The organism is Elusimicrobiota bacterium (assembly GCA_016722575.1).
Taxonomy (GTDB): domain Bacteria; phylum Elusimicrobiota; class Elusimicrobia; order FEN-1173; family FEN-1173; genus JADKIY01.
The window spans coordinates 140,178-163,499 of the sequence record JADKIY010000002.1; the positions used below are offsets into that span (position 1 = coordinate 140,178).

Annotated in this window: 28 protein-coding genes and 3 tRNA genes; 3 read left to right on the forward strand and 28 right to left on the reverse strand. The window is 63.4% G+C overall.

Annotated features, from left to right (window positions below; all coding sequences use genetic code 11):
• Window position 1: 1 nt before the first annotated feature.
• The 5 genes from IPP68_04165 to zapB are packed head-to-tail and all read right to left on the reverse strand — an operon-like array spanning window position 2 to window position 2,795.
• Window positions 2-370 (reverse strand): CrcB family protein, encoded by a 369-nt coding sequence (locus IPP68_04165; protein MBL0349555.1) that lies wholly within the window; start codon window positions 368-370, stop codon window positions 2-4.
• A 1-nt stretch (window position 371) separates the two neighbouring features.
• Window positions 372-974 (reverse strand): 5-formyltetrahydrofolate cyclo-ligase, encoded by a 603-nt coding sequence (locus IPP68_04170; GenBank protein ID MBL0349556.1) that lies wholly within the window; start codon window positions 972-974, stop codon window positions 372-374.
• On the reverse strand, window positions 947-2,266 hold the full coding sequence (locus tag IPP68_04175) for a replication-associated recombination protein A (protein ID MBL0349557.1): 1,320 nt from the start codon (window positions 2,264-2,266) through the stop codon (window positions 947-949). Before IPP68_04175 ends, IPP68_04170 begins: the two co-directional genes overlap by 28 nt.
• Window positions 2,263-2,559 (reverse strand): cell division protein ZapA, encoded by a 297-nt coding sequence (locus tag IPP68_04180; GenBank protein MBL0349558.1) that lies wholly within the window; start codon window positions 2,557-2,559, stop codon window positions 2,263-2,265. Before IPP68_04180 ends, IPP68_04175 begins: the two co-directional genes overlap by 4 nt.
• A gap of 2 nt (window positions 2,560-2,561) precedes the next feature.
• A complete protein-coding gene (gene zapB / locus IPP68_04185) occupies window positions 2,562-2,795 on the reverse strand; it encodes a cell division protein ZapB (GenBank protein ID MBL0349559.1) in 234 nt (77 codons plus the stop codon).
• A gap of 149 nt (window positions 2,796-2,944) precedes the next feature.
• Between zapB and IPP68_04190 the strand changes: the two genes are divergently transcribed.
• Window positions 2,945-3,721 carry a hypothetical protein gene (locus IPP68_04190; GenBank protein ID MBL0349560.1) on the forward strand — a complete coding sequence of 259 codons (777 nt, stop codon included), beginning with the start codon at window positions 2,945-2,947 and terminating at the stop codon, window positions 3,719-3,721.
• On the opposite strand, the gene IPP68_04195 is transcribed toward IPP68_04190, so the two are convergent.
• The 4 genes from IPP68_04195 to IPP68_04210 are packed head-to-tail and all read right to left on the reverse strand — an operon-like array spanning window position 3,718 to window position 7,947.
• Window positions 3,718-4,335, reverse strand: a complete 618-nt coding sequence (locus IPP68_04195) for a VTT domain-containing protein (protein MBL0349561.1) — start codon at window positions 4,333-4,335, stop codon at window positions 3,718-3,720. The genes IPP68_04190 and IPP68_04195 overlap by 4 nt on opposite strands.
• Window positions 4,332-5,846: a hypothetical protein gene (locus IPP68_04200; GenBank protein ID MBL0349562.1), complete on the reverse strand. Its 1,515-nt coding sequence runs from the start codon at window positions 5,844-5,846 to the stop codon at window positions 4,332-4,334. Before IPP68_04200 ends, IPP68_04195 begins: the two co-directional genes overlap by 4 nt.
• Before the next feature lie 2 nt (window positions 5,847-5,848).
• Window positions 5,849-7,027, reverse strand: a complete 1,179-nt coding sequence (locus IPP68_04205) for a DUF1343 domain-containing protein (GenBank protein ID MBL0349563.1) — start codon at window positions 7,025-7,027, stop codon at window positions 5,849-5,851.
• A gap of 23 nt (window positions 7,028-7,050) precedes the next feature.
• Window positions 7,051-7,947, reverse strand: coding sequence for an N-acetylmuramic acid 6-phosphate etherase (locus IPP68_04210; GenBank protein ID MBL0349564.1), 897 nt, complete (start codon window positions 7,945-7,947; stop codon window positions 7,051-7,053).
• Between the two features lie 45 nt (window positions 7,948-7,992).
• On the opposite strand from IPP68_04210, the gene IPP68_04215 reads away from it, so the two are divergent.
• Together IPP68_04215 and IPP68_04220 are read left to right on the forward strand one after the other, a co-directional pair.
• Complete coding sequence (locus IPP68_04215; GenBank protein MBL0349565.1) at window positions 7,993-9,501, forward strand: glycoside hydrolase family 3 protein; 1,509 nt, start codon at window positions 7,993-7,995, stop codon at window positions 9,499-9,501.
• On the forward strand, window positions 9,498-10,349 hold the full coding sequence (locus IPP68_04220) for a hypothetical protein (GenBank protein ID MBL0349566.1): 852 nt from the start codon (window positions 9,498-9,500) through the stop codon (window positions 10,347-10,349). Before IPP68_04215 ends, IPP68_04220 begins: the two co-directional genes overlap by 4 nt.
• On the opposite strand, the gene IPP68_04225 is transcribed toward IPP68_04220, so the two are convergent.
• From IPP68_04225 to IPP68_04315, 19 genes are all read right to left on the reverse strand, one after another.
• On the reverse strand, window positions 10,301-11,506 hold the full coding sequence (locus IPP68_04225; GenBank protein ID MBL0349567.1) for an MltA domain-containing protein: 1,206 nt from the start codon (window positions 11,504-11,506) through the stop codon (window positions 10,301-10,303). The two genes, IPP68_04220 and IPP68_04225, sit on opposite strands and share 49 nt — an antisense overlap.
• The gene (locus IPP68_04230; GenBank protein MBL0349568.1) at window positions 11,499-12,299 is read right to left on the reverse strand and encodes a hypothetical protein; all 801 of its coding nucleotides are present in this window, start codon (window positions 12,297-12,299) and stop codon (window positions 11,499-11,501) included. Before IPP68_04230 ends, IPP68_04225 begins: the two co-directional genes overlap by 8 nt.
• The gene (locus IPP68_04235) at window positions 12,296-14,683 is read right to left on the reverse strand and encodes a phenylalanine--tRNA ligase subunit beta (protein MBL0349569.1); all 2,388 of its coding nucleotides are present in this window, start codon (window positions 14,681-14,683) and stop codon (window positions 12,296-12,298) included. The genes IPP68_04230 and IPP68_04235 overlap by 4 nt, the downstream gene beginning before the upstream one ends.
• Window positions 14,680-15,735 (reverse strand): phenylalanine--tRNA ligase subunit alpha, encoded by a 1,056-nt coding sequence (pheS, locus tag IPP68_04240; GenBank protein MBL0349570.1) that lies wholly within the window; start codon window positions 15,733-15,735, stop codon window positions 14,680-14,682. The genes IPP68_04235 and pheS overlap by 4 nt, the downstream gene beginning before the upstream one ends.
• A 37-nt stretch (window positions 15,736-15,772) precedes the next feature.
• Window positions 15,773-16,138, reverse strand: a complete 366-nt coding sequence (rplT, locus tag IPP68_04245; GenBank protein MBL0349571.1) for a 50S ribosomal protein L20 — start codon at window positions 16,136-16,138, stop codon at window positions 15,773-15,775.
• Complete coding sequence (rpmI, locus tag IPP68_04250; protein ID MBL0349572.1) at window positions 16,128-16,328, reverse strand: 50S ribosomal protein L35; 201 nt, start codon at window positions 16,326-16,328, stop codon at window positions 16,128-16,130. The genes rplT and rpmI overlap by 11 nt, the downstream gene beginning before the upstream one ends.
• An 8-nt stretch (window positions 16,329-16,336) precedes the next feature.
• Window positions 16,337-16,855 (reverse strand): translation initiation factor IF-3, encoded by a 519-nt coding sequence (locus IPP68_04255; GenBank protein MBL0349573.1) that lies wholly within the window; start codon window positions 16,853-16,855, stop codon window positions 16,337-16,339.
• Between the two features lie 179 nt (window positions 16,856-17,034).
• A complete protein-coding gene (locus tag IPP68_04260) occupies window positions 17,035-17,733 on the reverse strand; it encodes a tetratricopeptide repeat protein (protein ID MBL0349574.1) in 699 nt (232 codons plus the stop codon).
• A gap of 34 nt (window positions 17,734-17,767) precedes the next feature.
• A tRNA-Arg gene (locus IPP68_04265) sits at window positions 17,768-17,841 on the reverse strand.
• Between the two features lie 21 nt (window positions 17,842-17,862).
• A complete protein-coding gene (locus IPP68_04270) occupies window positions 17,863-18,399 on the reverse strand; it encodes an adenine phosphoribosyltransferase (GenBank protein ID MBL0349575.1) in 537 nt (178 codons plus the stop codon).
• Window position 18,400: 1 nt separating this feature from the next.
• Window positions 18,401-19,231 carry a sigma-70 family RNA polymerase sigma factor gene (locus tag IPP68_04275; protein ID MBL0349576.1) on the reverse strand — a complete coding sequence of 277 codons (831 nt, stop codon included), beginning with the start codon at window positions 19,229-19,231 and terminating at the stop codon, window positions 18,401-18,403.
• A 15-nt stretch (window positions 19,232-19,246) separates the two neighbouring features.
• On the reverse strand, window positions 19,247-19,522 hold the full coding sequence (locus IPP68_04280) for an acylphosphatase (GenBank protein ID MBL0349577.1): 276 nt from the start codon (window positions 19,520-19,522) through the stop codon (window positions 19,247-19,249).
• A gap of 28 nt (window positions 19,523-19,550) precedes the next feature.
• A tRNA-Pro gene (locus IPP68_04285) sits at window positions 19,551-19,623 on the reverse strand.
• 16 nt (window positions 19,624-19,639) lie between these two features.
• Complete coding sequence (locus IPP68_04290) at window positions 19,640-20,476, reverse strand: lysophospholipid acyltransferase family protein (GenBank protein MBL0349578.1); 837 nt, start codon at window positions 20,474-20,476, stop codon at window positions 19,640-19,642.
• The gene (locus IPP68_04295; GenBank protein MBL0349579.1) at window positions 20,473-21,606 is read right to left on the reverse strand and encodes a hypothetical protein; all 1,134 of its coding nucleotides are present in this window, start codon (window positions 21,604-21,606) and stop codon (window positions 20,473-20,475) included. The genes IPP68_04290 and IPP68_04295 overlap by 4 nt, the downstream gene beginning before the upstream one ends.
• A 95-nt stretch (window positions 21,607-21,701) precedes the next feature.
• A tRNA-Pro gene (locus IPP68_04300) sits at window positions 21,702-21,773 on the reverse strand.
• A 31-nt stretch (window positions 21,774-21,804) separates the two neighbouring features.
• On the reverse strand, window positions 21,805-22,191 hold the full coding sequence (locus tag IPP68_04305) for a MerR family transcriptional regulator (protein MBL0349580.1): 387 nt from the start codon (window positions 22,189-22,191) through the stop codon (window positions 21,805-21,807).
• A 116-nt stretch (window positions 22,192-22,307) separates the two neighbouring features.
• Window positions 22,308-23,051, reverse strand: a complete 744-nt coding sequence (locus IPP68_04310; protein ID MBL0349581.1) for a DNA alkylation repair protein — start codon at window positions 23,049-23,051, stop codon at window positions 22,308-22,310.
• A 1-nt stretch (window position 23,052) separates the two neighbouring features.
• The gene (locus IPP68_04315) at window positions 23,053-23,310 is read right to left on the reverse strand and encodes an HU family DNA-binding protein (protein ID MBL0349582.1); all 258 of its coding nucleotides are present in this window, start codon (window positions 23,308-23,310) and stop codon (window positions 23,053-23,055) included.
• Window positions 23,311-23,322 lie beyond the last annotated feature (12 nt).

A 23,322-nucleotide genomic window follows, 5' to 3' on the forward strand; every position in this document is an offset into this window, starting at 1 on the left:
TTCAGCGTCCCAGCCAGGCCCCGGCGTAAAACATCCCCAGTCCCAGGACCACGCTGGACGCCACGTATCCGACCGCCGAGAAAAGATGGCCGTCTCGGACCAATCCGGCCGTGTCCAAGGCAAAGGCCGAGAAGGTCGTGAAGGCCCCGCAAAAACCCGACATCAACAAAAGCCGTTGCTCGGCCGAAAGCCGAAGGCGCAGGTCCGCCCAAGCGTGAAACAACCCCATCAGAAAACACCCCGTCAGATTCACCGTCCACGTGGCCCAAAACCCGCGAATCGAAGCCTGGCCGAAGCCCTGGGCCACCCCGTAACGCCCGAGCCCGCCCGCCACGCTGCCGATCACCAACGCCAAAAGTCCCCGAAGCATCTCAGGCCGTATAGGTCCGGTTCGGGGAGACGACAAGCCCCACCCGCCGATCGTGAGGTCGTCGGGGAAGCCGCAAAACGATTTGCTCGTCAAACGCCAAGCCGACCGACCGCGCGCGTCCGCGCGCCAGGAAACGATCGTAATACCCGCCGCCCGCCCCCAACCGGTCGCCGGCGGGCGTAAACGCCCGGCCCGGAACCACGAGCAAATCCCGGGGACCCAACGGTCGTTCCGGGCCACGCGGACCGCCCGGTTCCAAAATCCCGTGGACGTTTCGAACGCGGGGCCCTCGAACCGGCCAGACGGCGAAGCGCAGGGTTTTGGTCGGGGGGTCCACCACCGGCGCCAGAACGATTTTGCCCAAGCGACGGCACAAAGCGATCAAGGGCGCCGTGTCCAATTCGCCCGGACGGGTCAGGTAAACCGCCACGGCGGGCGCCTGGGCAAAGACCGGAAGGCGGGACAGGCGGCGCGCCACCGCCCCGGCGCAATCTCGACGGCGCGCGGCGGGAAGGCAACGAAGCGTGTCGCGAAAATGCCGCCGGAGAAAATCCTTGTGGCGAACGTCCTCCCCGGTCATGGGGCGGGCCGCCGCTCGGGCCACAACGCCTCGAAGTGTTCCTTCAAACGCCGCTCGTCCCCCAAGCCGGTGGGCCGGTAAAACGGCTTCCACTGGGGCAAATAGGTTTGGGCCACGAAGTGCGCCGGAAAGTCGTGGGGGTATTGATACCCTCGCCCGTGACCCCGGGTTTCGCCGTCCCGGTTGGCGTCTTTGAGGGCGTCGGGAACTTCCCGCCGGGGGCCGTTTTCCACCTCGGACCAGGCGGCGTTGATGGCCGCGTAGGCCGCGTTGGATTTGGGCGCCAGCGCCACGTAGGCGGCCGCTTGGGCCAGGGGAATCCGCGCTTCGGGCATGCCCAGTTTTTCCACGGCGTCAAAAGCGGCGTTGGCGATCAGAAGCGCCCGGGGGTCCGCGTTGCCCACGTCTTCGGCGGCGGCCACCAACAGGCGACGGGCCACGAAGCGCGGGTCTTCCCCGGCGGCCAGCATTTTGGCCATCCAGTAGATGGCCGCATCGGGATCCGAGCCCCGGAGCGATTTAATGAACGCCGAAACGGTGTCGTAGTGTTCGTCCGCCGATTTGTCGTAGCGGAGGGAGCGTCGTTGGGTGGAGGCTTCGGCCACGGCCAAAGTGACATGGACGCGACCGTCGTTTTCCGGCGTCGTCACAACGGCCAATTCCAAGGCGTTCAAAACCCGCCGAGCGTCCCCGTCGGCCCGGGACAAAATATGAAGCTCCGCTTCGGGGTCCACCGTCACCGGGCGATTTCCAAAACCCCGGACGTCGTCCCGCAAGGCCCGTTTAAAAAGACCGCGCAGGTCTTCCATCCCGAGAGGCCGCAATTCGTATACGGTGGACCGGGACAAAAGCGCCGCGTTAACGTAAAAAGACGGATTTTCCGTGGTGAGCCCGATCAAGGTGACCAAGCCCCGTTCCACGTCGGGCAACAGCGCGTCTTGTTGGGTGCGATTAAAATGGTGGATTTCGTCGACGACGAGAAGGGTTCGACGGCCTTGCCCGCGACGGCGCTCTTCGGCCGCCGCCAAAAGCCGGCGGATGTCCGGGACGCCGATGGTGACGGCGTTGGTCCGTTCCACGTGGGCCCGTGTCTTGAGGGCGATCAGGCGGGCCAGCGCGGTTTTACCGCAGCCCGGGGGACCGAAAAAGATCGCGGAGCCCAGCCGGTCCGCTTCGATGGCCCGGCGGAGGAGTCCGCCCTCCGCCACCAACGCCTGTTGCCCGACGAATTCGGACCACTCCCGGGGGGCCAAGCGCGCCGCCAACGGTTCGGGCGACGCCGCCGAAGGCTCGGACGTGGCGAAAAGGTCTTTCACGACGCCAGGGCCTTTTCCAGGTTTTCGACGAGACCGCGCAGGCGGCTCTCGTCCTGGGGCGAGAGGTCGGGGTTGTTTTTCTTGCTTCCCATTTCAAAAGCGATGTTGAGCGCGGCCAGCACCGCGATTTTCTGGGTGTCGACGAGCCCCAGCTTGTCGGCGATTTCCCGCATTTTCTGGTCGACGTAGGCGGCCAATTGGCTGGCTTCCAGGGGGGTCAAATTGCCCGGGTCGAGTTCGTAATCTTTTCCGAAAATATTGACGCGGATCTTGTCGCGGACGAGGGGGTTCATGGCTACACTCGCAATTTGTCCAATTTCGACAACGCTTTTTCAATCCGCGCTCGAAGCCGTTGGCGCTCTTCGATCAACTCCCCGTGCTCCCGCAACAGCCGGCGGGCGCGGCGGTTCTCTTCCGTCATCAGGGCCACGTCGGCTTCCAACCGCTCCTTCTCTTTGCGCAAACCGTGGATTTCCGCCACCGCTTGGCGGACTTTTTCGGTCAGTCGATGGAGGAGGGCGTTTGCCACGGGCCCAATTTAGCATAGACCCGCCCCGCCCACAAGCGCTTCGTCGTCGGTAAGTTAACGTTCTTTGTCAAATACGCGAACGTCGTTCGCGCGCGGCCCGGGGGCCGCTCCCAATTGTTCCCGCCTCTCGGAATGTTTATAATGGATCCATGGCGACCAAGACACGCGCTCGTTCGGATTTGTTGACGTACGTGGACCGGGAACCCACCGCCCTGTGGACGTTGTCCTCTCTGGCGACGGCGACCGCGTTGATCGCGGCGCGGTTCCATTTTTCGTCCTGGGCGGTTTTGGGCATGGCGCTCGTCGCCACGGTGTTTACCTTCAGCGTGCTGTGGGCGATCACGCTCTATCCCCGTACGTATCTCGGCGCCCGCTGGGCGTCCATGGCCTTCATGGTCGCGCTCTTTCTCTTGTGCGACGGCATCGGGCAGGTGGGTTTTCAAATGCAATGGCGGCGGTCGTTCGAAGTGGACGGCGCCTGGAAAGATTTTACCGATCGGGGCAACGTTTGGCGGGTACGCATCCCCTCCAAATGGCAGCCGTTTGAGCTCTACACCCCGGCGACGGGAACGGTGATCTTCAAACCAACGCGGATGACGCCGGCCATTGAATTTTCCGTCACGCGCCATCCGCGCGCCAAGGACCAGGATCTGGCCGCGGCCGTGGAAGCGTACTACCTAAACCTGCCCAAAAGCGCCGACACGAAGATCCTGACGGGCACGCCGTTCGATTACGCCCCCGGCGTGGACGCCTATCGGATGGTCCACCAGGATCCGCAGCAAGCGCTGGTCCTGCGGCAGGAAAACGTTTTCCTTTTTCACGGCGAGGACCTCTACATGCTGACCGCCACCGCGGTTCCCGCCTGGTTCAACCGCTTCCCGGCGGATTTGGACCGTTTCCTCCGCAGCCTTCGGTTTACCGCTTAACCCCCGCTTTTTTTCGCCGACTCCGTTCGCGCGCGCAATATCCATCCGATCACGAACACGGCCACCACGACGGCCGTGCCCGCCATCAGGGGCCGACTGTGGTCCAGCAACGATTGCCGGAACCCTTTCAACCCCGCGTCATGCAAAATGGCCCAAAACGTCCCGGAAAAAAAAGTCATGACGAACGTCCACGGAAAAAGCCCCACGGTACTGGTCCACAAAAAAACGCGAAAAGGCATGAACGAGAGCCCCGCCAGATAGTTCGTGATGACGAAAGGCGGAAATCCGACCAGTCGAAGGAGGATAAAAGCGCCCGGGGTGGGGTTCTCCAACGCGGCGACCCACGCGTGGGCCTGCCCGGACCGCTTCAACCACGGTTCCAGGCGCCGCCGACCCAACACCCTCGCCAGTCCAAAGGCCCCGCTGGCCCCCAACAGGGCGGCCGCCAGATTGATGATTAATCCTTTCCCGAAACCGAACAACACCCCCCCCGCCACCGGGAATAGGCTGATGGGGGCGATAAAGCACCCGCCCGCGTAAAGCAGAACGAAAACGGGCGCCGACAGGGGGTTGCCTTGCAGCGCCTCGATGAGGCGGATGAAATGATGAATCACGCGGCGGTCCCGTCGCGGGCGCCGGGCCGGGACAGAAGGCCCGCCAGCCCGAAGGTGACGACGGTCCCCAGAACCACCAGCCAGCTCCACCCCACGGGCACAATTTTCTTTTCCGACAGAACGAGCAGAATCAAATTGACGATCGCGCTCGCGACCATCGCGACGGCGTTCCATCCGTCGGACCGACGGCGGGTCAAGAGGCCGAGCAGGAAAATCCCCAAAAGGGACCCGAACGTCACTCCCCCGATCTTGAAGGCCAACCACAAGATGTTTCGATGGAAGCTGAACCCGTAGGCCAAGGCCGCCAGCAAGACGCCGAACACCGCGACCCCCCACCGCGACAAACGCAACACCTCCCGATCCGTGGGGCGGCGCCCGCGACCTTCAACGTAGGGCCGGTAGAGGTCCGTCACGAAGGACGTCGCCAAAGAGGCCAACGGGGAATCGATCCCGGCCAACACGATGGCCGACAACATCCAGCCCTTCAACAAGGGCGGCATGACGTGGCCGATAAAATGCGGAAACACGGCGTCGGGATTCGCGGGGAAGGGAACGGATCCGGCCTGACGAAAGTAAACGAAGAGGCCGGTTCCGATGGTCAAATACGTGAGCAGCACGCCGAGGCTCACGGCGATCGTGCCCACCATCGTTTTCTGGCTGTCGCGCCGCGTCTCGACGGTCAACAACCGCTGCATTAAATCCTGGTCCGTGCCGAAGGCGGCCAGGGATCCGAAGAAACCGTTCAAGATGGCAATCCACAGGATGTTCGGGTTGGCGAAGAATTGCCGCCAAAAATGGGGAACGTCGCCGGAGGGGCCCCACTCCAGAACCGCCGTGTGCCCCGCCGCGGAGGCCTGGGACCAAATGGCCGCCCACCCCCCCGCCACCGTGTGGCCCAAGAAGGCGATCGTCGCGAGACCTCCGCCGATAAAAACCAGCGCCTGCACCACGTTGGTCCACACCACGGCCTTCATTCCCCCCAGGGACATGTAGGCGACTCCGACCAAAACAAACACGCCGATCACCGGCAAAATCGGCACGTTCAACAGAACGGACAGCGCCAAACACGCGGCCATCAGACGAACCCCGGAGCCCAAGAGCCGCGTTAAGAAAAAGAAAAACGAAGCGGCGGTTTGAGTGACGCGCCCGAACCGCGCCCCCAGGAACTGATAAATGGTCGTGCAATTAAATTTGTAGAACGCCGGGATGAAGAGGAAGGCGATGACCAAACGGGCGGCGGTCGAGCCGATGAAAAATTGAAGGTACTGCCAGTTCTCGTTGCAGGCCGTGGCCGGAACGGAAATGACGGTCACGGCGCTCACTTCGGTGGCGACAAAAGAGAGGCACGCGGCCCACATCGGCATTCGGCGGCCGCCGAGAAAAAAATCGTCGGCCGTGCCTTGCCCCTTCCGAAGGAAAACCCCCATCCCCACCATCAGCGCCAGGAGGCCCAGGAGGACGGCCAGGTCCGCCGCGCCGATCAACGACCCGCTGAACGACCAGGCTTCCATGGTCAGGGGTACAGCAGGTGGGCGCGGCGGGCCGCGTCGAAATCGGCGGCGCTTTGGTGAAGGACGGCCAGGAGGTCCCCGGGGCTCCGCCCCGCGTTGAAATCGGATTCAAAAACGGCGCTGCCCACCACCCGGGGCATTTCCGCCCAACGGGGCTGAAACGCCTTGGGGCGGGCGTCCCGGATCAAACACGCGGCGTGGACGAAAAGGTCCACCGGGCGCGCCCGCCGGGGGGCGTCGATGATCACGCGAACACCGTAACAGCGTTCTCCCCGGTATCGGTCCGACGTCGGCCGAAACGTCACGGAACGAAAGCGAAGCCCGTCCAATTTCAGGGCGTTGAGCTTTTTGGCCAGAGGCACGTCTTTGAGCCACGGGGCGCCAAACACTTCAAAAGGGGTCGGGGTGCCGCGGCCGACCGACACGTTGGTCGACTCAAAAGCGCCGATCCCGCAATAAAGAAGGGCCGCCCGGGCCGTTTTAATGTTGGGGGAGGGCGGCACCCAATTCAAACCGGTGTCCTCCCACATCATGGACCGCCGCCACCCCTTCAGGGGGATGACCATCAACCGGGCGTTGAGGCCGGCCTGCACATCGTGCCATTGGGCCAATTCCCCCACCGTCAACCCGTGCCGCACGGGGATCGAATAGTAGGCGGTGAAATGGCGGACCTCGGTGGAAAGCACCAGGCCCTCCACGGTTGCGCCGCCCAAGGGATTGGGGCGATCCAACACGATGAATTCCTTGTCCGCCCGAGCGGCCTCTTCCAACGCGTAACCCAGGGTCGTGATGTAGGTGTAAAAGCGCGCGCCCACGTCCTGCAAGTCGAACACGAGGGCGTCAACCCGCTCGAGCGCCGCCGCGGTGGGGCGCTGATTTTTCCCGTAGAGGCTGAAGATCGGGACGCCCGTGTCCCGGTAGGTGGTGTCCTCCACGGGCCGACCGTGTTCTTCCGTCCCGCTGAAACCGTGTTCGGGACTGAAAATGGCCGCCAGGGTAACCCCGGGCGTATCGATCAGCAAATCCACCAGGTTTTTCCCTTGGCGGTCGACCGAGGTCCGATTGACGATCACCCCGATGCGCTTGCCCCACAACGGAGCGAAGTTTTGGGATTCCAAAACATCCAAGCCGGTCTCCACCGCGGCGTGGGCGGGACCCACCGCCAGGATCAAAATCGCCATCGCCGCCGCTCGTGGGAGGGCTTTCATCGGGATTTCAGGGCACCGCGCAAAAATCCCTTCGCGGCCCGCAAACGGATTTCCGCCGTCCGACGGTCCACGCCCCGCCGGGCCATGACGATGGCGGTCTTGGCCCGGCCGTCCGCCAACCGCAAAAGTCGCGTCGCGGCCGCCGGGGACACGCCGCCCAGCCCCGACACCAAACGAGCGGCCCGGGCCCGAAGCTTCTCCGACCGGGGTTGGAGATCAACCATCCAATGGTCGTACACCTTGCCGGTTTGGACCATGGCCAGGGTCGTCAGCGTGTTTAGTATGATTTTCGTCGCGGTCCCCGCTTTAAGCCGCGTGGATCCCGTCAGGGGTTCGGGGCCGGTCCGGGCGGCGATAATCACATCGGCCAAGGCGCGGTTGGAGGGCCGGTTGCAGGTGACGAGCACCGTGGCGGCCCCCCGTTGACGGGCGGTCCGCAGAGCCGAAAGAACGTAGGGGGTCACGCCGCTGGCGGCGACGCCGACCACGGCGTCCCGAGGGAGCAAACCCCGCAGGGCCGATCGAGGTTCCCGGGTTCGATCCTCGGCGCCTTCCTGGGAACGGAACACCGCGCGCCGGCCGCCGGCCATCAAAGCGCGAACGGTGCCGGAAGGGGTGTTGAAGGTGGGCGGGCATTCGGCGGCTTCCAAGACGCCCAAACGCCCGCTGGTGCCGGCGCCGACAAAAAAGATTCGCCCGCCTCGGGACAAGGCGAGCGACAATGAGCGCACGCCGCGAACCAACGCGTTTTTTTCTCGGGCGACCGCGGCCACGGCCCGGGCGTTTTCACGGACCATCAGGTCCACCAGGCCGGGCAAGGGCCTTTGGTCCAATCCCCGGGACGCGGGGTTGGGTTTTTCCGTCGTCAAACGCGCAAATCGTTTTGGATTCACGGTTTATTAGAATAACACTTTCGGTTCGTGAACGGAGGCTCCGCGGTGATCGACGAACAATTGATCGGGGAACGGTTGGTTTTCGGCATTCCCGGCCCCCGGCCCACCCGGGCCGACCTTCAACTTTTTCGGGACACCCACGCCGGGGGGTTGATTCTCTATCGAATCAACTACCGCTCCCCGGTCCAGATCCGCGCCTTGGTCCGGGAGATGGAAGAGTCCCTGGGTCGCCGTCTCCTCGTGACCGTCGACCACGAAGGCGGCCGGGTGATCATGTTCCAGGGCGGCGTCACTGTTTTTCCCGATAATCTCGCCTTCGGCACCGGCGCCACGCCCGCGGACGCCGCCCGGCAGGGCGCCGTGGAAGGCCGGGAATTGCGTCGTCTGGGCATGGACGTGGCGTTCTCCCCCACGGTGGACGTTTTAACGCGCACCCACAGCCCGAACATCGGCATCCGCTCCTACGGGGACAACCCGGATCGCGTGGCGGCCATGGCGGTGGCCCGATTGCGCGCCCTTCAGGCCCAGGGCGTGAGCGCCTGCGCCAAACACTTCCCGGGCCTCGGGCCGGCTTCGCTCGACCCCCATTTGGATCTGCCCGTTATCCGAACGACCTGGGCCGAAATGCGTCGCTCCCATTTGAAGCCCTTCCGGGCGGCCATCGCCGCCGGGGTGGACATGATCATGTCGTCCCATCCCCTCTACCCCCGGCTGGAACCCCGCCCTCGAACCCCCGCCACTTTTTCGAAAAAACTGATCACGGGCCTGCTCCGGGAGGAATTGGGGTTTCGCGGCGTGATCGCCTCCGACGACCTGGAAATGGGCGCCCTGCGTCGGCTGGCCCCCGTCGGCCGCGCCGCCGTCCTGGCGGCCGCCGCCGGGCACGATTTGATTTTGTGCTGCCACCGGGCCGATCTCCAGCGCGGGGTTTTCCACGCGTTGCTCGAGGCCGTCCGCTCCGGAGAACTTTCCCGCCGGGACCTGGAATGCTCCGTGGAACGCCTGCGGCGACTTCGGGGATTCGCTCAAAAACGGTTTGCCCCCGGACCGGCGGTGGCCGACCCCGCGGGAGCGGCCCTGGCCGCCCGCGTCGCGCGCCGAGCGGTCACGGTCACGGGCCCGGCGTTGCGGTCGCCGGACGCGCGGCCAGCGAAAACCCTGGTGATTTTCCCCCGTTTCGAACCCCTCTCCCGTCGCATCATGATCGAGCCGATGATGACACGGCCGGGGGCCTTTTTTAAAAAAACCGTTCCCGATCCCCGGGCGCGGCTCTGCCCGATCGACATCAACCCGGGCCCGCGCGAAAGGCGCCGGGTTCTTCAGCGTGCCCGAAACGCCGACCAAGTCGTCTACGTTTGTTTCGACGCGCACCTCCAACCGGGCGATCGCGCGCTGATGGCGTCCCTTCAACGGCGGCAACCAAAACCGATTCTGGTTCTTCTTCGCAACCCCTACGACCGCGTCTTCGCGGACCCACGCTCGACGGTCGTCACCGCCTTCGGGTTTCGTCAATGCCAAATCGCCGCCTGCCTGGAACGGATTTTCGGCTCGTGAACCTCGGGGTCGATTTGGGCGGGACGAACCTGCGTTGGGTCTTAACGACCGCCGCCGGCCGCGCGGTAAAAACCTTCCAGGGACCCGCCGTCCCCCCCAACCAATTGCCCGGTCGGCTACGGAATTCCCTCCCCCCCCTTGGGCGAAAATCGATTCAACATCTGATCATCGGTTCCAAAGGGGTTTGGGCCCTCCCCGAGCGTCGCGCCCTCCAACGCCGATGCCGGGACCTGGCCCAGCGCGTGACAGTCTTTTCGGACGTGGAATTGGCTTTTTGGACGTCGGTGGGCCGACGGACCGAATCGGGCCTCTATTTGGCGGTGGGAACGGGGTCTCTGGCCCTCGGTCGCACTCCCGCGGGCCGTTGGGTGCGCGCCGGCGGCCTGGGTCCGCGCCTCGGCGACGAGGGGTCGGGGTTTTGGATCGGGCGGGAGTATTTGCGGCGGGTGAAAGGAAAGTCGGCCTCCGACCTTCGGCGTCTTTCGTCGACCCCGGAAGCGGTGCGGCAAACGGCCGCCTTGGCGCGGCGCGTGGCCTTCGGCGCCCCAACCGATTCACGTTATCGATCGATTCTTCGGGACGCCCAGGAGCAACTCGTTCGGCTGGTGGAGGAGGCGGCCCGCCCTTGGGGGAATCGGCGGGGTTTAAGATTGGGCGGCGGCGGGGCGGTTTATGAAAACGCCGATTTTCGGTCCGGTTTCTGGCGCCGCCTGCGGCAAAAATGGCCGGGGCGATTCATCCCCGCGGCGCCGGCCCGCGACGTCGCCCGTCGAGCGGCCCGCGACGCGGAACGCCTCGCTCAGCGCGCGCCGCGCTCCGTGCCGCCGCGCCGCTTGGCCAAAAAGTAAACCCGCCCTTTTTCCCAAAAGCCGACGGCGAAGGATTCCCCGGCGGCCCCCCCGCCCACGAAATAGTCCACCCGCCCCGGCCCTTTGATCGCCCCGCCTTCGTCCTGATTGACCACAAAACGGGCCGTCTTGTTTTTCGTGTCGGTTTCCATCCACGCCAGGGCGCCCGGGGGATACACGGCGGGATCCGTGGCGATGGACCGCCGGGGCGTCAAAGGAACGTTCAAGGAACCAAACGCCGCGTCTTTGAGGTCGGACCGGTCGATCTGGAAAAAAACGTAGCGCGGATTGATGTTCAAGAGGGATTGCCGGGTTCCGGCGTGGGACCGGAGATATTGCTTCATCGCTTCCCGGGAAAACGTTTCGCGGGACAACAGCCCCCGTTCGATCATGGCGCCGCCCACGGACCGGTAGGGGAGCCCGTTGTTCCCCGCGTAGCGGATGCGCAGGCGTTCTCCGTTCGGCAACCGCAACCAGCCCGACCCCTGCACCTGCAAAAAGAAAACATCCAAGGGATCCGCCGCCCAGGCGATCTCCAAATTCCTACCGGCCAGGCGGCCGCCGGAATCGATCTCCTCCCGGGACCAATAGGGACGAAGATTTCCGCCGACGCGGCGCCCGATTTGCTTTTCGCCGCTGGGCAACATCGATTCTTCCAGATCGGCCGGCCGGCCGTAGAGGGGCACGGTGAAGGAGGAAGTCCGGGTCAACGAAGCGTCCAGGTCGTGCTCGTAGTAGGCCGAAAACACGACGTTCCCGTCCGGCGCCGCGCCCGTGGATCGGTATACCCAAAAGGCGTCCCGGACGCGACGGCCGAAATCCGGCGGATTCGCCGCCAGCCATTCGTCGATCAGCGCCATCCCTTCGGCCATTTCCCGGGCGTTGTAGGCATCGGGACCAAAGTGGAACAAACGGTCGGAAGGTTGTTTTTCAAAGTAGCGGCGGCTCGCCCGGACGGCGATTCCCAAGTCCTCCCGATCCAGGTCGTCCAGAAAATCCGGCGCCTCCTCGGGCGGGAGGCGAAGCAGGGCGGTGGCGGGAACCGGAGCGGTGGACCCCGACCGGGGAACGGCCACGGCGGGCGGGTACCGGTGGATGGGGCCCAGGCAGCCCGCGGCCAACAGAAAAAAAACCGCCGCCCGCCCGGGATTATTCACGCGGGAAATCGGCCTCAACGGAGGAAATATCCCATCGGACAAAGACGCGCCGAAGAAGTCCGCGCGCGTCGAAACACAAGCGCCCCTGGATGGGCACCCGCCGGTCCTCTTTGGCAATGCGGAAGTTGTAAACAAACGTTTGAAGGTCGCCCTCGGGATAACTCGTCGCCGGTTCCCCCAACAAAAACAACGTTTTCGATAAGCTGGGCAATTCCGCCTCGATGTGAGGGGGCAACGAGATCCGTCCGCGGGCGAGGCGCTTGGTTTCAAAAACCTCCGCGTTGGCGGCTTGTTTCAAGGTTTCCACCAGAACGTTCCGGGGGAACAACAGCATGAAGGTTTCGGGAACGATGATTTTGACCAACTTTCCTTCGTGAAAGGCCAAGTCCAGAGACAGGCGGGCCAGGGGCGGGGGACCCGCCGCGGGAACCGTCGATTCGTTCAAAACGAACGTTGTGGTTCCGAAAACCACCGGGGCGGGCACGACGGGGGCCGGGGATTCTTCGAATTCGTAGTGGTAAACGTCCTCCCCTTCCGCCGTTTGGTACAAGGGTTCCGCGCCGATCAGGAATTTGACGTCCTTTGTCTTAAGAACGGGCACGTTAAACCCGATGATCAATTCCGAACGTCCGGAAATATAAAAGTTTTCGTCGAAATTCCGGAGCTGCTTTTTGATTTCCAAGAGGCGCAGGTAAACGCAACCGGAAAGGAAGGGGACCGCCAAAAGCAAAACCGCGCCCCCGCGCGCAAAGGCCCGTCGGAAACCCCGCGATCGGGCGGCGCGGCCGGTCATGAATTCGGCGGAACAACGGCCCGGGGGTGGGCGTGAAAGGCTTCGGCCAAGCCTTTGAGAATCCGTTCGTGGAGCGCGGCCCCCTCGGCGTCGCTCACGGTCCGATCGGCGTGGCGAAAGGTCACCCGAAACGCCAGGCTGCGTTGGCCCTCGGCCACGCCCGCGCCGGTAAACACGTCGAAGAGCCGAACGTTTTCCACCAGTTCGCTTTGGCCGTGAATCCAAAAAACGAGGGAGGACCAGGACACCGTCGCTGGAAAAATCATTGAAAAATCCCGGATCAAAGGGGGTTGATTGGACAGGCCCTGAAACCGCAAGGGCAGAAATTCCCCCTCGGCCGCCAGCGTCAAATCCAATTCCCCGGCCAGGGTGTCCGGCGGCAAATCCCACGCCGCGGCCCGGCGGGGGTGCAAACGGCCAAACACACCGAGGGAGCGGCCGTTTAACACGACCGTTTGCGATTCGCCGGGATGAAAGGCGGGATGTTCGGAGGTTTCAAAACGAACGCCCTTCAAACGCCACTCTTTTAAGAGCGCCTTGGTCCAGGCTTTGGCGTCCCAAAACGACAGGGGACGCGTGGAATATTTCCAGTGGTCCTCTTCGGAGGCGCCCACGGCCACCCAGGCGGTGGCGTCCCTTTCCACCGCCGTCCCGCCCGTGAGCCGAAAGACCCGGGCGTTTTCAAACAAACGGACGTTGCCCGCCCCCCGCCGCCGGTTGTGCCGGGCGTTCGAAAGCAAATTGATTAAAAGAGTCGGGTTGAGGCAATCGCCCGCCGTGGAGAGGGGATTGTCCAGTTCGGCCAGGTCCGCGCCGTCCGAACCGCTCCAATCCGTCCAATCGGTCCGGGACACCAGCCCGCTGTTTCGCGCTTCCCGGAACCCCCACCCCACCCACCGGGCGCCGGCCCGCTGGGACAATTCGCGCGCGGGCAAAGGATGGTCGATCACGCGGGTGGCCGCCCGCCGCCGTTCGGGAATACGGTCGTACCCCACGCCCCGGGCGATCTCTTCGGCCACATCGGCCGTTTCGCGCACGTCGGCGCGGTGGACGGGCGGCGTGAGGGAGAGCCGGTCGCCCGACCCGCTGACCTTGAAACCCAAAGCGATCAGGGCTTTTTTCACCGGGGCCGGGGTCAAGGGCATTCCCAGCAATTCCCCGATCCGGTCCACCGAAACGTTGACGATGAGCGGTTTTTCGGGTTTTGACGCCGCGTCGCAATGCCCCGTCAGTCGCCCTCCCCCGGTTTGAAGAATCAATTGAACCGCGCGGGCGCTGGCGGCCTCCGCCAGGGCGGGGTCGGTTCCCCGCTCAAATCGATAGGAACTCTCGGTGGACAGATTCCATCGCCCCCGAGCCCGCCGAATTTCCGCGGGAAGAAAAACGGCGCTTTCCAAAAACAGGTCGGTGGATTCCGCGGTGACCGAGGCCGGGCGTCCGCCCAACACCCCGGCCAAGGCCTGGGGCCGCGCGGCGTCGGCGATGACCAACGCCCCGTCCACGGGACGAACGACGCCGTCCAACCCCTCCAGGGTTTCCCCCGCCCGTCCGCGACGAACCACGATTCGGGATTCCGCCAATTTCGCCCGGTCGAAGGCGTGCAGGGGGTGGCCCCACTCCAGCAGCACGTAATTGGTGACGTCCACCACGTTGTTGATGGAACGGAGCCCGCAACGCTCCAACCGCAAACGCATCCAAAGCGGCGAGGCCGTCACGCGCACGCCTTCCAAAACGCGCCCAATGTATCGGGAACAGGCGGCCGGGTCTTCGATTTTGACGTCGTTTTTTCGGGCCGGGGCTTTGGGCACGGTCGGCGGTTTCCAGGCCAGGGGGCGCCCGGCCGCGGCGGCCAATTCCCGGGCCAAACCCCAATGAGACAGGGCGTCCGGCCGGTTCGGGGTGATTTCCACTTCCAAAATTTCATCGTCCAACCCCAGGGCCTTCACGATGGATTCGCCCAGCGTCGCGTCGACCGGCAGCTCGAAGAGCCCGGCGTGTTCGTCGCTCAACCCCAATTCCCTGGCCGAACACATCATGCCCTGGGAGTCGACCCCCCGCAGGGCCCGCGCTTCGATTTTCAAATCCCCGGGAAGCGTGGCGCCCAAACGGGCCAAGGGATAGACCCCGCCCGCCGTGACGTTGGGGGCGCCGCAGACGACGTTCCAGCGATCCTTCCCGTCGAACACGCGGCACACGCGCAGTTTGTCGGCGTTGGGGTGTTTTTCCACCGCTTCCACCCGGGCCACCACCACGTTGGTTAAAACGCCGCCCACCCGGGCCACGGAGGGAACGTCGAACCCCGCTCGTCGAAGGCGCGCCGCCGCTTCCGGGGCGGTCAGCGGTTCCGGCAGAAATTCGTTGAGCCACGCCAGGGACGCCTTCATGAAAATTGCTCCAGAAACCGCAGGTCGTTTTCGTAGAAGAGCCGGAGGTCGTCGACGCCGTATTTAAACATGGCGACGCGCTCCACGCCGATGCCGAAGGCGAACCCGGACCATTGTTCGGGGTCCAAGCCCACGCCGCGAAACACGTTGGGGTGCACCAATCCGGCGCCCAACATTTCCACCCATCCCGTCTGTTTGCACACCCGGCATCCTTTTCCGTCGCACAAGGTGCAGGAGATGTCCACCTCGGCGCCGGGTTCGACAAACGGAAAATACGAGGGGCGCAAACGCACTTGGACCCCGGGACCAAACACCGTTTCCGCGAACAGCCCCAACGCCCCTTTCAAATCGGCCATGGAAATGTCCCGGTCCACCGCGAGGCCTTCGACTTGGTGGAAAACGAAGGAATGGGTGGCGTCCACGTTCTCGTGGCGGTAGACCCGTCCCGGGGCCACGATGTAGAGGGGCGGGGCGTGGGTCTTCAAGAATCGGATTTGAACCGGCGAAGTGTGGGTGCGCATCAAAAGCGGCTTCCCCGCGGCGTCCCGGAGGGCCTTCAGATAAAAGGTGTCGTGGCTGTCGCGGGCGGGGTGATCGGGCGGATGATTGAGGGCGGTGAAATTCGTGTCGTCGTCCTCGATTTCCGGACCCTCGGCCACGGAAAATCCCGAACGTCGGAAAGCGTCGGTGATTTCATTCATGACGCGCGTGAGGGGGTGGAGGCTTCCGGACAGGAAGGCGGTTCCGGGAAGCGAAAGGTCCGGTTTGTCCCGGGTCAAGGCGGCGGACAAGGCGACATCGTCCAGCGCCTTTTTCTTTTCGGAGAGGGATTTTTCGAGCTGGTTTTTGAGTTCGTTGGCGCGACGCCCGGCGTCGCGCCGCTCGTCGGGAGAAAGGCCCGGCAAGGCCTGAAGAAGAACCGTGAGCCGGCCCGCGGCCCGCCCCAGGTATTTGAGCCGGAAGGCCTCCAGCGCCTCGGACGTGCCCAACGCCGACAGCTCGCCCAGGGCCTCGCTCTTGAGTTTTTCCAAATCCTCCACAAGCGCGGTCATGGGCGGTCGATCGCCGGCGGTCCGGGATCCGAGGCGGTTAGGCGGCTTTGGCGGAGAGGTTGTCCCGCGCGACGTCGGCCAATTGCTTGAACGACGCCGGATCGGCGGAGGCCAGATTGGCGAGCATTTTGCGGTCCAGGACCACGCCGGCCTTTTTCAGGCCCGACAGGAACCGGGAGTAGCTCAGCCCTTCTTGACGGGCGGCGGCGTTGATGCGCTGAATCCAAACGGCGCGCAAATCGCCTTTTTTCTGTTTGCGGCCGCGATACATGTGCCGCATGGACATTTCCAAATGCTGCAGGACCATGCGCCAACGGGATTTCTTGGTGGCGTAGGCTCCTTTGGCTCGGCGGAACCATTTCTTTTTTCGTTGACGGGTGTAAACGACGCTTTTAACGCGCATAGGGCAAGAGTGTCCTGATGATTTTGGATTGAATTTTGTTCAACTTGTTGTCTTTGCGAAAACGGCGTCGGCGGTTGGACGACATGCCGATCAGCAAATGCCGGCGTCCCTGCGTCTGGTGCATGACGAGGCCGTTGGCCGTCACCCGGAACCGCTTTTTCGAACCGCTGTGGCTTTTGATTTTGGGCATGATCCGTCCTATTTTTTCTGGGGCGCCAGCATGAGGATCATTCGATTCCCCATCATCATGGGGTTCGACTCCACCGTGGCCAGCTCGCCCAAATGCTCCTTGAGGCGTTCGATGATCCGCTGCCCGAGATCCTTGTGTTCCATTTCCCGGCCGCGAAACATCACCGTGATTCGAACTTTGTCACGGTCTTCCAAAAATTTCTGCACCGCCTTCAGCTTGGTCACGAAATCGTGCTCCCCGATCTGCGGACGGAAGCGGATTTCCTTGACGTGGCCGCCCTTCTGGTGCTTGCGGGCTTCCTTCTTCTGTTTTTCCTTCTCGTAGCGGTATTTCGAGAAGTCCACCACCTTGCAAACGGGCGGTTGCGCCTGGGGCGCGACTTCCACCAAATCTTTGCCGCGATCTTGGGAGATACGAATCGCTTCTTCGAGGGTCTTGACGCCGAGCTGGGTGCCGTCTTCGTCAATCAGCCGAACCTGTTGAGCGCGTATCTGGTTGTTGATCCGGGGCTCGCCGGATTTGACCATGGGTCGTGAAAACGGACGCGGGTAGATGCTCTTAACCTCCAAACCCGTGGGCGATGAAAACCATCGTGTTCGCCGGGGGCCTATTTAAAATACGAAAAAAAACAGAGGAGGGGTCCCTCCTCCGTTCGTCGAAGCGGTTTGATTTTAACAGAACGATTTCCCGGTGTCAAGCGCGGAGGTCACGGCCGGACCGCCGCCGGGGCGGGAGCGGCGCTCGGCGAATGGGACCGCGCCTCCGCCAACGACGCCTGGGCGTCGGCCACCCAAACGGATTTGGGATAGAGAGTCACCAGTTTTTCAAACGCGCGCTGGGCGTCGGCCCAACGACCGGCCGCCATCTCGGCCCGTCCCAAATCCATATACGCGCGGGGGGCGAGGAAATGCTCCGGATACTCCTTCAAAAACCGTTGATACAGCCCGGCCGCTTCGGCCCACTTTTCAAGTCCCGCCGCGCAGAACGCTTGGCCGGAAAGGAACAAGGCGCGGTAGGCCGGCTCGGTGGCTTGGGCCAGCGCTTCCCCGTAAACGGCTTCGGCTTCTTTCATTTTGTTGTCGGCCAGCAGCAGTTCGCCCTTCATCACGAAGGCTTGCATGGCGGCCGCGCTCGAGCGGTTGGTTGCCAAAACGGCGTCCAACGTTTGAAGGGCTTCCTTCACCTTCCGGGCGCCGGCCTGGTTCCGCGCCACGGACAATTGATCCGCCGCCCGTTCCGCCAGCCGCTCGCGGTTCAGCAAAATAAAGAACGTCAGAACCCCGCCGATCAGGCCCACCCCCGCCGCCAAGGCCAATTGCGCCCAGTGCCGCCGGACCCAGCGGGCCGCCGGGGATTCCTCCGAACGGGGGCCGTTCGGGCGATAGGTCGGGAACGTCGTCGTCATCGTCATCCTCTTTTCTTTGTCCGCGCAACCTCCACGCCCCCGGGCGGAGTTGAACCACCAACCTTCTCCTTAGGACGGAGCCGCTCTATCCAGTTGAGCTACGGGGGCTCGGAGGTGGAGCGTGAAGGGTTAAAAGCGAATCAGCGCGGTCACGTCCAACGCCGGAAGCTTTGAACGCCCGCTGAGAAACTCCAATTCGATCACGAAGGCCAGCCCCACGGCGTCGCCGCGGGCCTTCTGGACGAGCCGCACGACGGCTTCGGCGGTGCCGCCGGTCGCGAGCACGTCGTCGACAACCAACACCCGATCGCCCGGCGCGAGGGCGTCGACGTGCATTTCGAGCGTGTCCGTGCCGTATTCCAGGGCGTAGGTCGTGGAAATCGTCTCGAAGGGGAGTTTCCCCTTTTTTCGGACGGGGATCACGCCCACGCCCAACGCCTGCGCCACGGCCGAACCGAAAATGAACCCCCGGGACTCGATGGCGACCACTTTGTTCGCCCGAAGACGGCGGCCGGCGTCGGCCAGCAAGGCGATGGTCATTAAAAACGCGGGACCGTCGGACAAGAGCGGCGTGATGTCTTTAAACACGATGCCCTTTTTCGGAAAATCCGGAATGTCCCGAATAAACCGCTTTAAATCCGTGGCCGGAGCGGTGGACAGCGCCATGTCAAATCAACCCCATTCGCTGCGCCACGCGTCGAAGGCGCGCCAACCCGCGCTCCTCCAGCTGGCGAACCCGTTCCCGGGAAAGGCGAAGCTTTTTCCCCACCTCTTCCAAGGTCATCGGATCGCGGCCGGTCAATCCGAAGCGCATGTCCAAAATGCTTTTCTCCCGGGGCCCGATTTGGATGAGGGCGTGGGCCAGGTCGTCCCGAACGCGGAGCAGGGAAAAAATCTCGTCCGGCCCTTGGTCCGAGCGATCGGACACGATGTCCCGAATGAAAAGATTTTCGTCTTCGTCCAAGGGGGTGTCGAGACTGCCGACCGATTTGGCCGCCTCGTGGGCGTCGATGATGCTTTTGATCTGCCGGGCGGACAAATTCAACTTCTTGCCCATTTCCTGCAGGGTCGGGTTGCGGCCCAGGCTGATGGACATCCGGTCCCACTCCCGCAGCCATTTTCGAAGGGCCTCGAGGGCGTGCGGCGGGATGCGAATGGTTTTGGACTGTTCGTCGTAGGCGCGACGGACGGCCTGTTCGATCCAATAGGCCGCGTACGTCGAAAACCGGAAACCGCGTTTGGGATCGAATTTATCCACCGCGTGCATCAGACCCAAATTCCCCTCCTCGATTAAATCGAGAAAGTCCACGCCGGGGCGGTAATATTTTTTTGCGATCGGTATGACGAGCCGGAGATTGGTTTCGACGATGCGTCGTTTGGCCTTTTTGTCGCCCCGCTTCGCCGCGCGCCAGAGGGCGGACACATCGTCTTTGGAAACATCCTGAAGGCGCTTTACGCCGTGAAAATAGAGGGTTACCGCGTCCAAGCTTTCTCTCATGATCCTCCCGCCGAGTCAACCCGCGATGTCAAAACCGTGATCCCGCGCCCCGCCGGCCGAACACCGAACGGCGTCGACCCGCTCCACCCGCGCCCAGGGGTGCGCGGTTTGAAGGCGCGCCAGCAATCCATCGAGCGACGCCGGGGGCCCCTCGGCTTCCGCCAAAACGCTGCCGTCGGGCTCGTTGCGCACCCAACCGAGAATCCCGCGTTCCGAGGCTTCCCGCTGGCAAAAAGCGCGAAACCCCACGCCCTGCACGCGCCCAAAAAACCGCCAACGCACACGTTCCACGATGCCGCCTTTCGGCTTCTCCCGGATCTCGGGGTGCAGGGACTTGAACCCTGGACCTCTTGGTCCCGAACCAAGCGCGCTACCAGCTGCGCTACACCCCGGGATCCGGCAGTGCCGTTAGGAGCCTTCCCAAACCGGTTCAAAACAATACCATTGCTCGGCGTGTTGGGCCAGGTATTTTCCCAATACTTGGGCCATCTTGTCCAATAGAATTTGCACCGCGGCGTGGCCCTTGCCGGTGGGCCAGATGGGATCTTCCACCACCACCCGGTAACGCCCGGGGCCTTCCATCAAAACGAACCCCGGCACGAGGGGCGCGCCCGATCGCGCGGCGAACAAAAAGGGCCCCCGGGGAAGCCGGGCGGGACGTCCGCAGAGGCTCACGATTTCCCCCGCTTCGCCGAACGGGCGATCGGCCAATATCGCCACGGATTCGCGCCGCTCCAAAACCCGCGCCACGCCCAGGGCCGCGCCTTTTCCAACGGCCAAATAATTCAAACCCGGCGCCCGCCGTTCTTGAATGTATTTTTGCATGGCCTTGGACGTGTAGGGTTGATACACCGCCGTCACCGGCCAACCCCAACCGGCGAGCACCCGCCCGCCGAGTTCCCAGTTTCCCAAATGCGACGTCAGGAAAATCGTCCCGTGGCCGTGTCGGCGCGCCTCTTCGGCCTTCTCGCGGCCCTCCACGCGGATATTCACCGGCGGATGAGCCAGAAAATCCGAAAGGGTCATGCCGAAATTCTCAAACACCCGCTCCACGCGATAGCGGGTTCCGGCCCAGGCGTTGATCACCGCCAGGTTTTTTTCCACGGCGACCCGTTTGTCCGGAAACAGCCGGCTCACCCCCCGCCCGATGGCGGAAGCGCAAGCGTAGCGGGGTCCGTCGGGAAGTTGGCGCACCGTCCGGCTGGCGCCGGCCAATCCCAGGGCCCACAGGGGTTCCCAGTTCATCGCGGACCGCGTTCCATCAGAGCGCGGATCGCCTCGGCGGCGTCGTACGCCGCCCGGGGACGGGCCAGCGGCCGGCCGTTTTCCCGAAGGCGGTCCAATCGTTGGCGGTTGGACAAAAGTTGTTGGGCCAGACGGGTCAGGTCCTCCAAGGTGTCGGCGCGCTCCGCCGCCCCGTACCGCAGCAGGTGCTCGGCGTTTCGTTCTTCCTGGCCGGGGATGGGCTGAATGATGATCATGGGCAGGCCCTTGGCCAAGGACTCCGCCGTGGTCAAACCGCCGGATTTTGAAATCAGCAAATCCGCCGCGTCCATGAGACGATGAATCGTCCGGATTTGACCCATGACGCGAACGGAGCGGTCTTCGGCAAAGCGCCGATGCATCTTGCCGAGCAGCCGTCGATTGGAACCGCAAACGGCGATCACCTGGGGGGCCGCCGGCAGGCGTCGCAAGGAACTCACCACGTCTTCCATGGGACCCAACCCGTAATTGCCTCCCATCACCAGGACCGTCGAACGCTGGGGGGCCAAGCCCAGGGCCATTCGTTCGGCCCGCTTGTCGCCCGGAAGGCCGAAATGGGGGTCGATGGGGATGCCCGTCACGCGAATCCGGGCTTCGGGGACGCCCACCCGGGTCATTTTTCGCCGCACTTCCTCGCTGGGCACCAGATAGAGATCGACCTGCGGGGAAATCCAATAATTGTGAACGCCGAAATCGGTCAAAACGCCGACCAAGGGCAGTTTGATTTTCCCGCGCTCCTTGAGCGCCGCCAGGAGCCCCACGGGAACGGCCTGGGTGCACACCAAGCATCGGGGGCGGAACCCCCGGAGGACCTCGACGATCCGTCCCGTGTTGAACACGTTCAGAAGTTCGCGAAGGTCCCGGGTGGCTTTTTCAATGTGGGGATTGTCGTAAAGGAAATCCCACAATTGGGGCGCGAATTTCAAGACCTGCAAATAGAGTTTTGAAACGATTTTCCCCAGGACGGGGTTGGCGTAGCTGATGGAATTGACCCCCTCGCATTCAATCGCAGGGTGGCCGTGGCGAAGAACCGACATGACGGCTTCGGCCGCGCGCCGGTGCCCGCTGGCGGGCGAGATGTAACAGAAGAGGACACGCTTGGGAATCGACAAGGGTGGACGGCGTTCTAAGCTCGGATTGGCGCTTTCAAAAGGAAAGAACGCCCACAGCGATCATCGGTCGTCCTTCCGGAACCTTTAAAAAAATATCGGGGCGGTGGGGATTGAACCCACGACCTCTCGCACCCCAAGCGAGTGCGCTACCACTACGCTACGCCCCGAAAATTTATATGGCCATTCGCCCGCGCGGGCTTAGGACTTTGAATCCACCGAAAGAGGCCTTTTCAACTCGCTCAACAGTTCGGCCATGTCGCGCTTCAGTTCCTTCAAAACTTCAACGGCGGCGGAAGTTTCCTTAAAAGCCAGGGGGATCTGCTCGGCGCCGCGCCGGTTTTGGGCGCGAAGTTCTTTCTTCGCCCCCTCGAGCGTCAACCGTCGGTCTTCCACCAATTCCCGAATGCGCCCAATGGTTTCGACGTCCCGTCGGCCGAACCGCCGATGGCCCGTGCCCCGACGCGCCGGCCGGACCAGGCCGAAAGCGCGTTCCCAATAACGCAGAACATGGGGTTTGACGCCGGAGAGGCGCGACACTTCGCCGATGGAAAAATATTCCTTGTCCGGCGGTATCGTCAACAACATTGTTGTAATTAAACCAAAATCGGGAAGTCATTACAACGCGTTTTTTCGGGCCCGGCCAACGAATCGACGAGGGGGCCCCGACCGCCCGACGAAAACAAGGCGGGCGCCTCGTCCCGTTACGAAAGGGCGGACGAGCCGGCGCCTCGCCGGACCAAATACGCCTTTCGGCGGGCCGTCGCCAGACGTTCAATGGCGTAACGAAGGGCCGTTCGGGGCATTTGAGGACCGTGCCGGTCCAGAAAATCCGTCAGGCACCTTTCCGAACAACGCTTTCCCACCTCCCGCAACATCCACCCCACGGCCTTGTGAATTAAATCGTGCTTGTCCGAGAGCAAACGTTCGGCGATGCGGATCGCCGGCCGGGGATCGCCCTTTTTTGTGAAATGAAAAGTCGCGATCATGGCCACCCGGCGGGTCCACAAATGCTTGGACCGGGCCAACCGGTCCAGAAGCGCCGAGGATTTCCCCTCCAACGCCTCGCCGACCAACGTCGCCGCGGAACTATCCACCAGGTCCCAATTATTGACCCGGCGCAGGCGACGAAGATAGAACCGATGAAGGCGGAACCGCTCGCGCGGAAGGGCTTTATGAAATTGAATCAACAGGACGAACAGGGCCGTCAATCGTTCTTCGTGCACGGGGCTTTTTAAAAGTTCGGCGATCGAGGCCCGCGGCAGGGCGCCATGGGCTTTGGCGATGCGGCGCTGTTCCGGCACCGGGACGCCCAAAAAACGGTCGCCGGCGCCGTAGTCCCCCGGCCCCGTTTTGAAGAAGCTCGACAGGATAGGTATTTTTTCGGCCCGCGCGGCGCGCCGCAGGGCCCGCCGCAGGTCGGACGCCCCCGGAACGGGGACGGTCATTTCAGAGCAAATCCTTGGCCATCTTGAATTTCACCCGCCGTCGCGGCGGGATCAACACCGGCTCCCCGGTGCGGGGATTGCGGGCGGGTTTGCTTTTTCGCATCACCACGTGAAAACTTCCAAATCCTTGGACGACCACCTTGTCGCCGTCGCGCAGCGCCTTGCGCATCGCCTCAAACAGCTGGGTCACCGCGGCCTTCGCTTCCAATTGCGTGCCCACCACGTTGGACACCACCGCCGCCAAATCCGCTTTATTCATACCGCCGTCGCC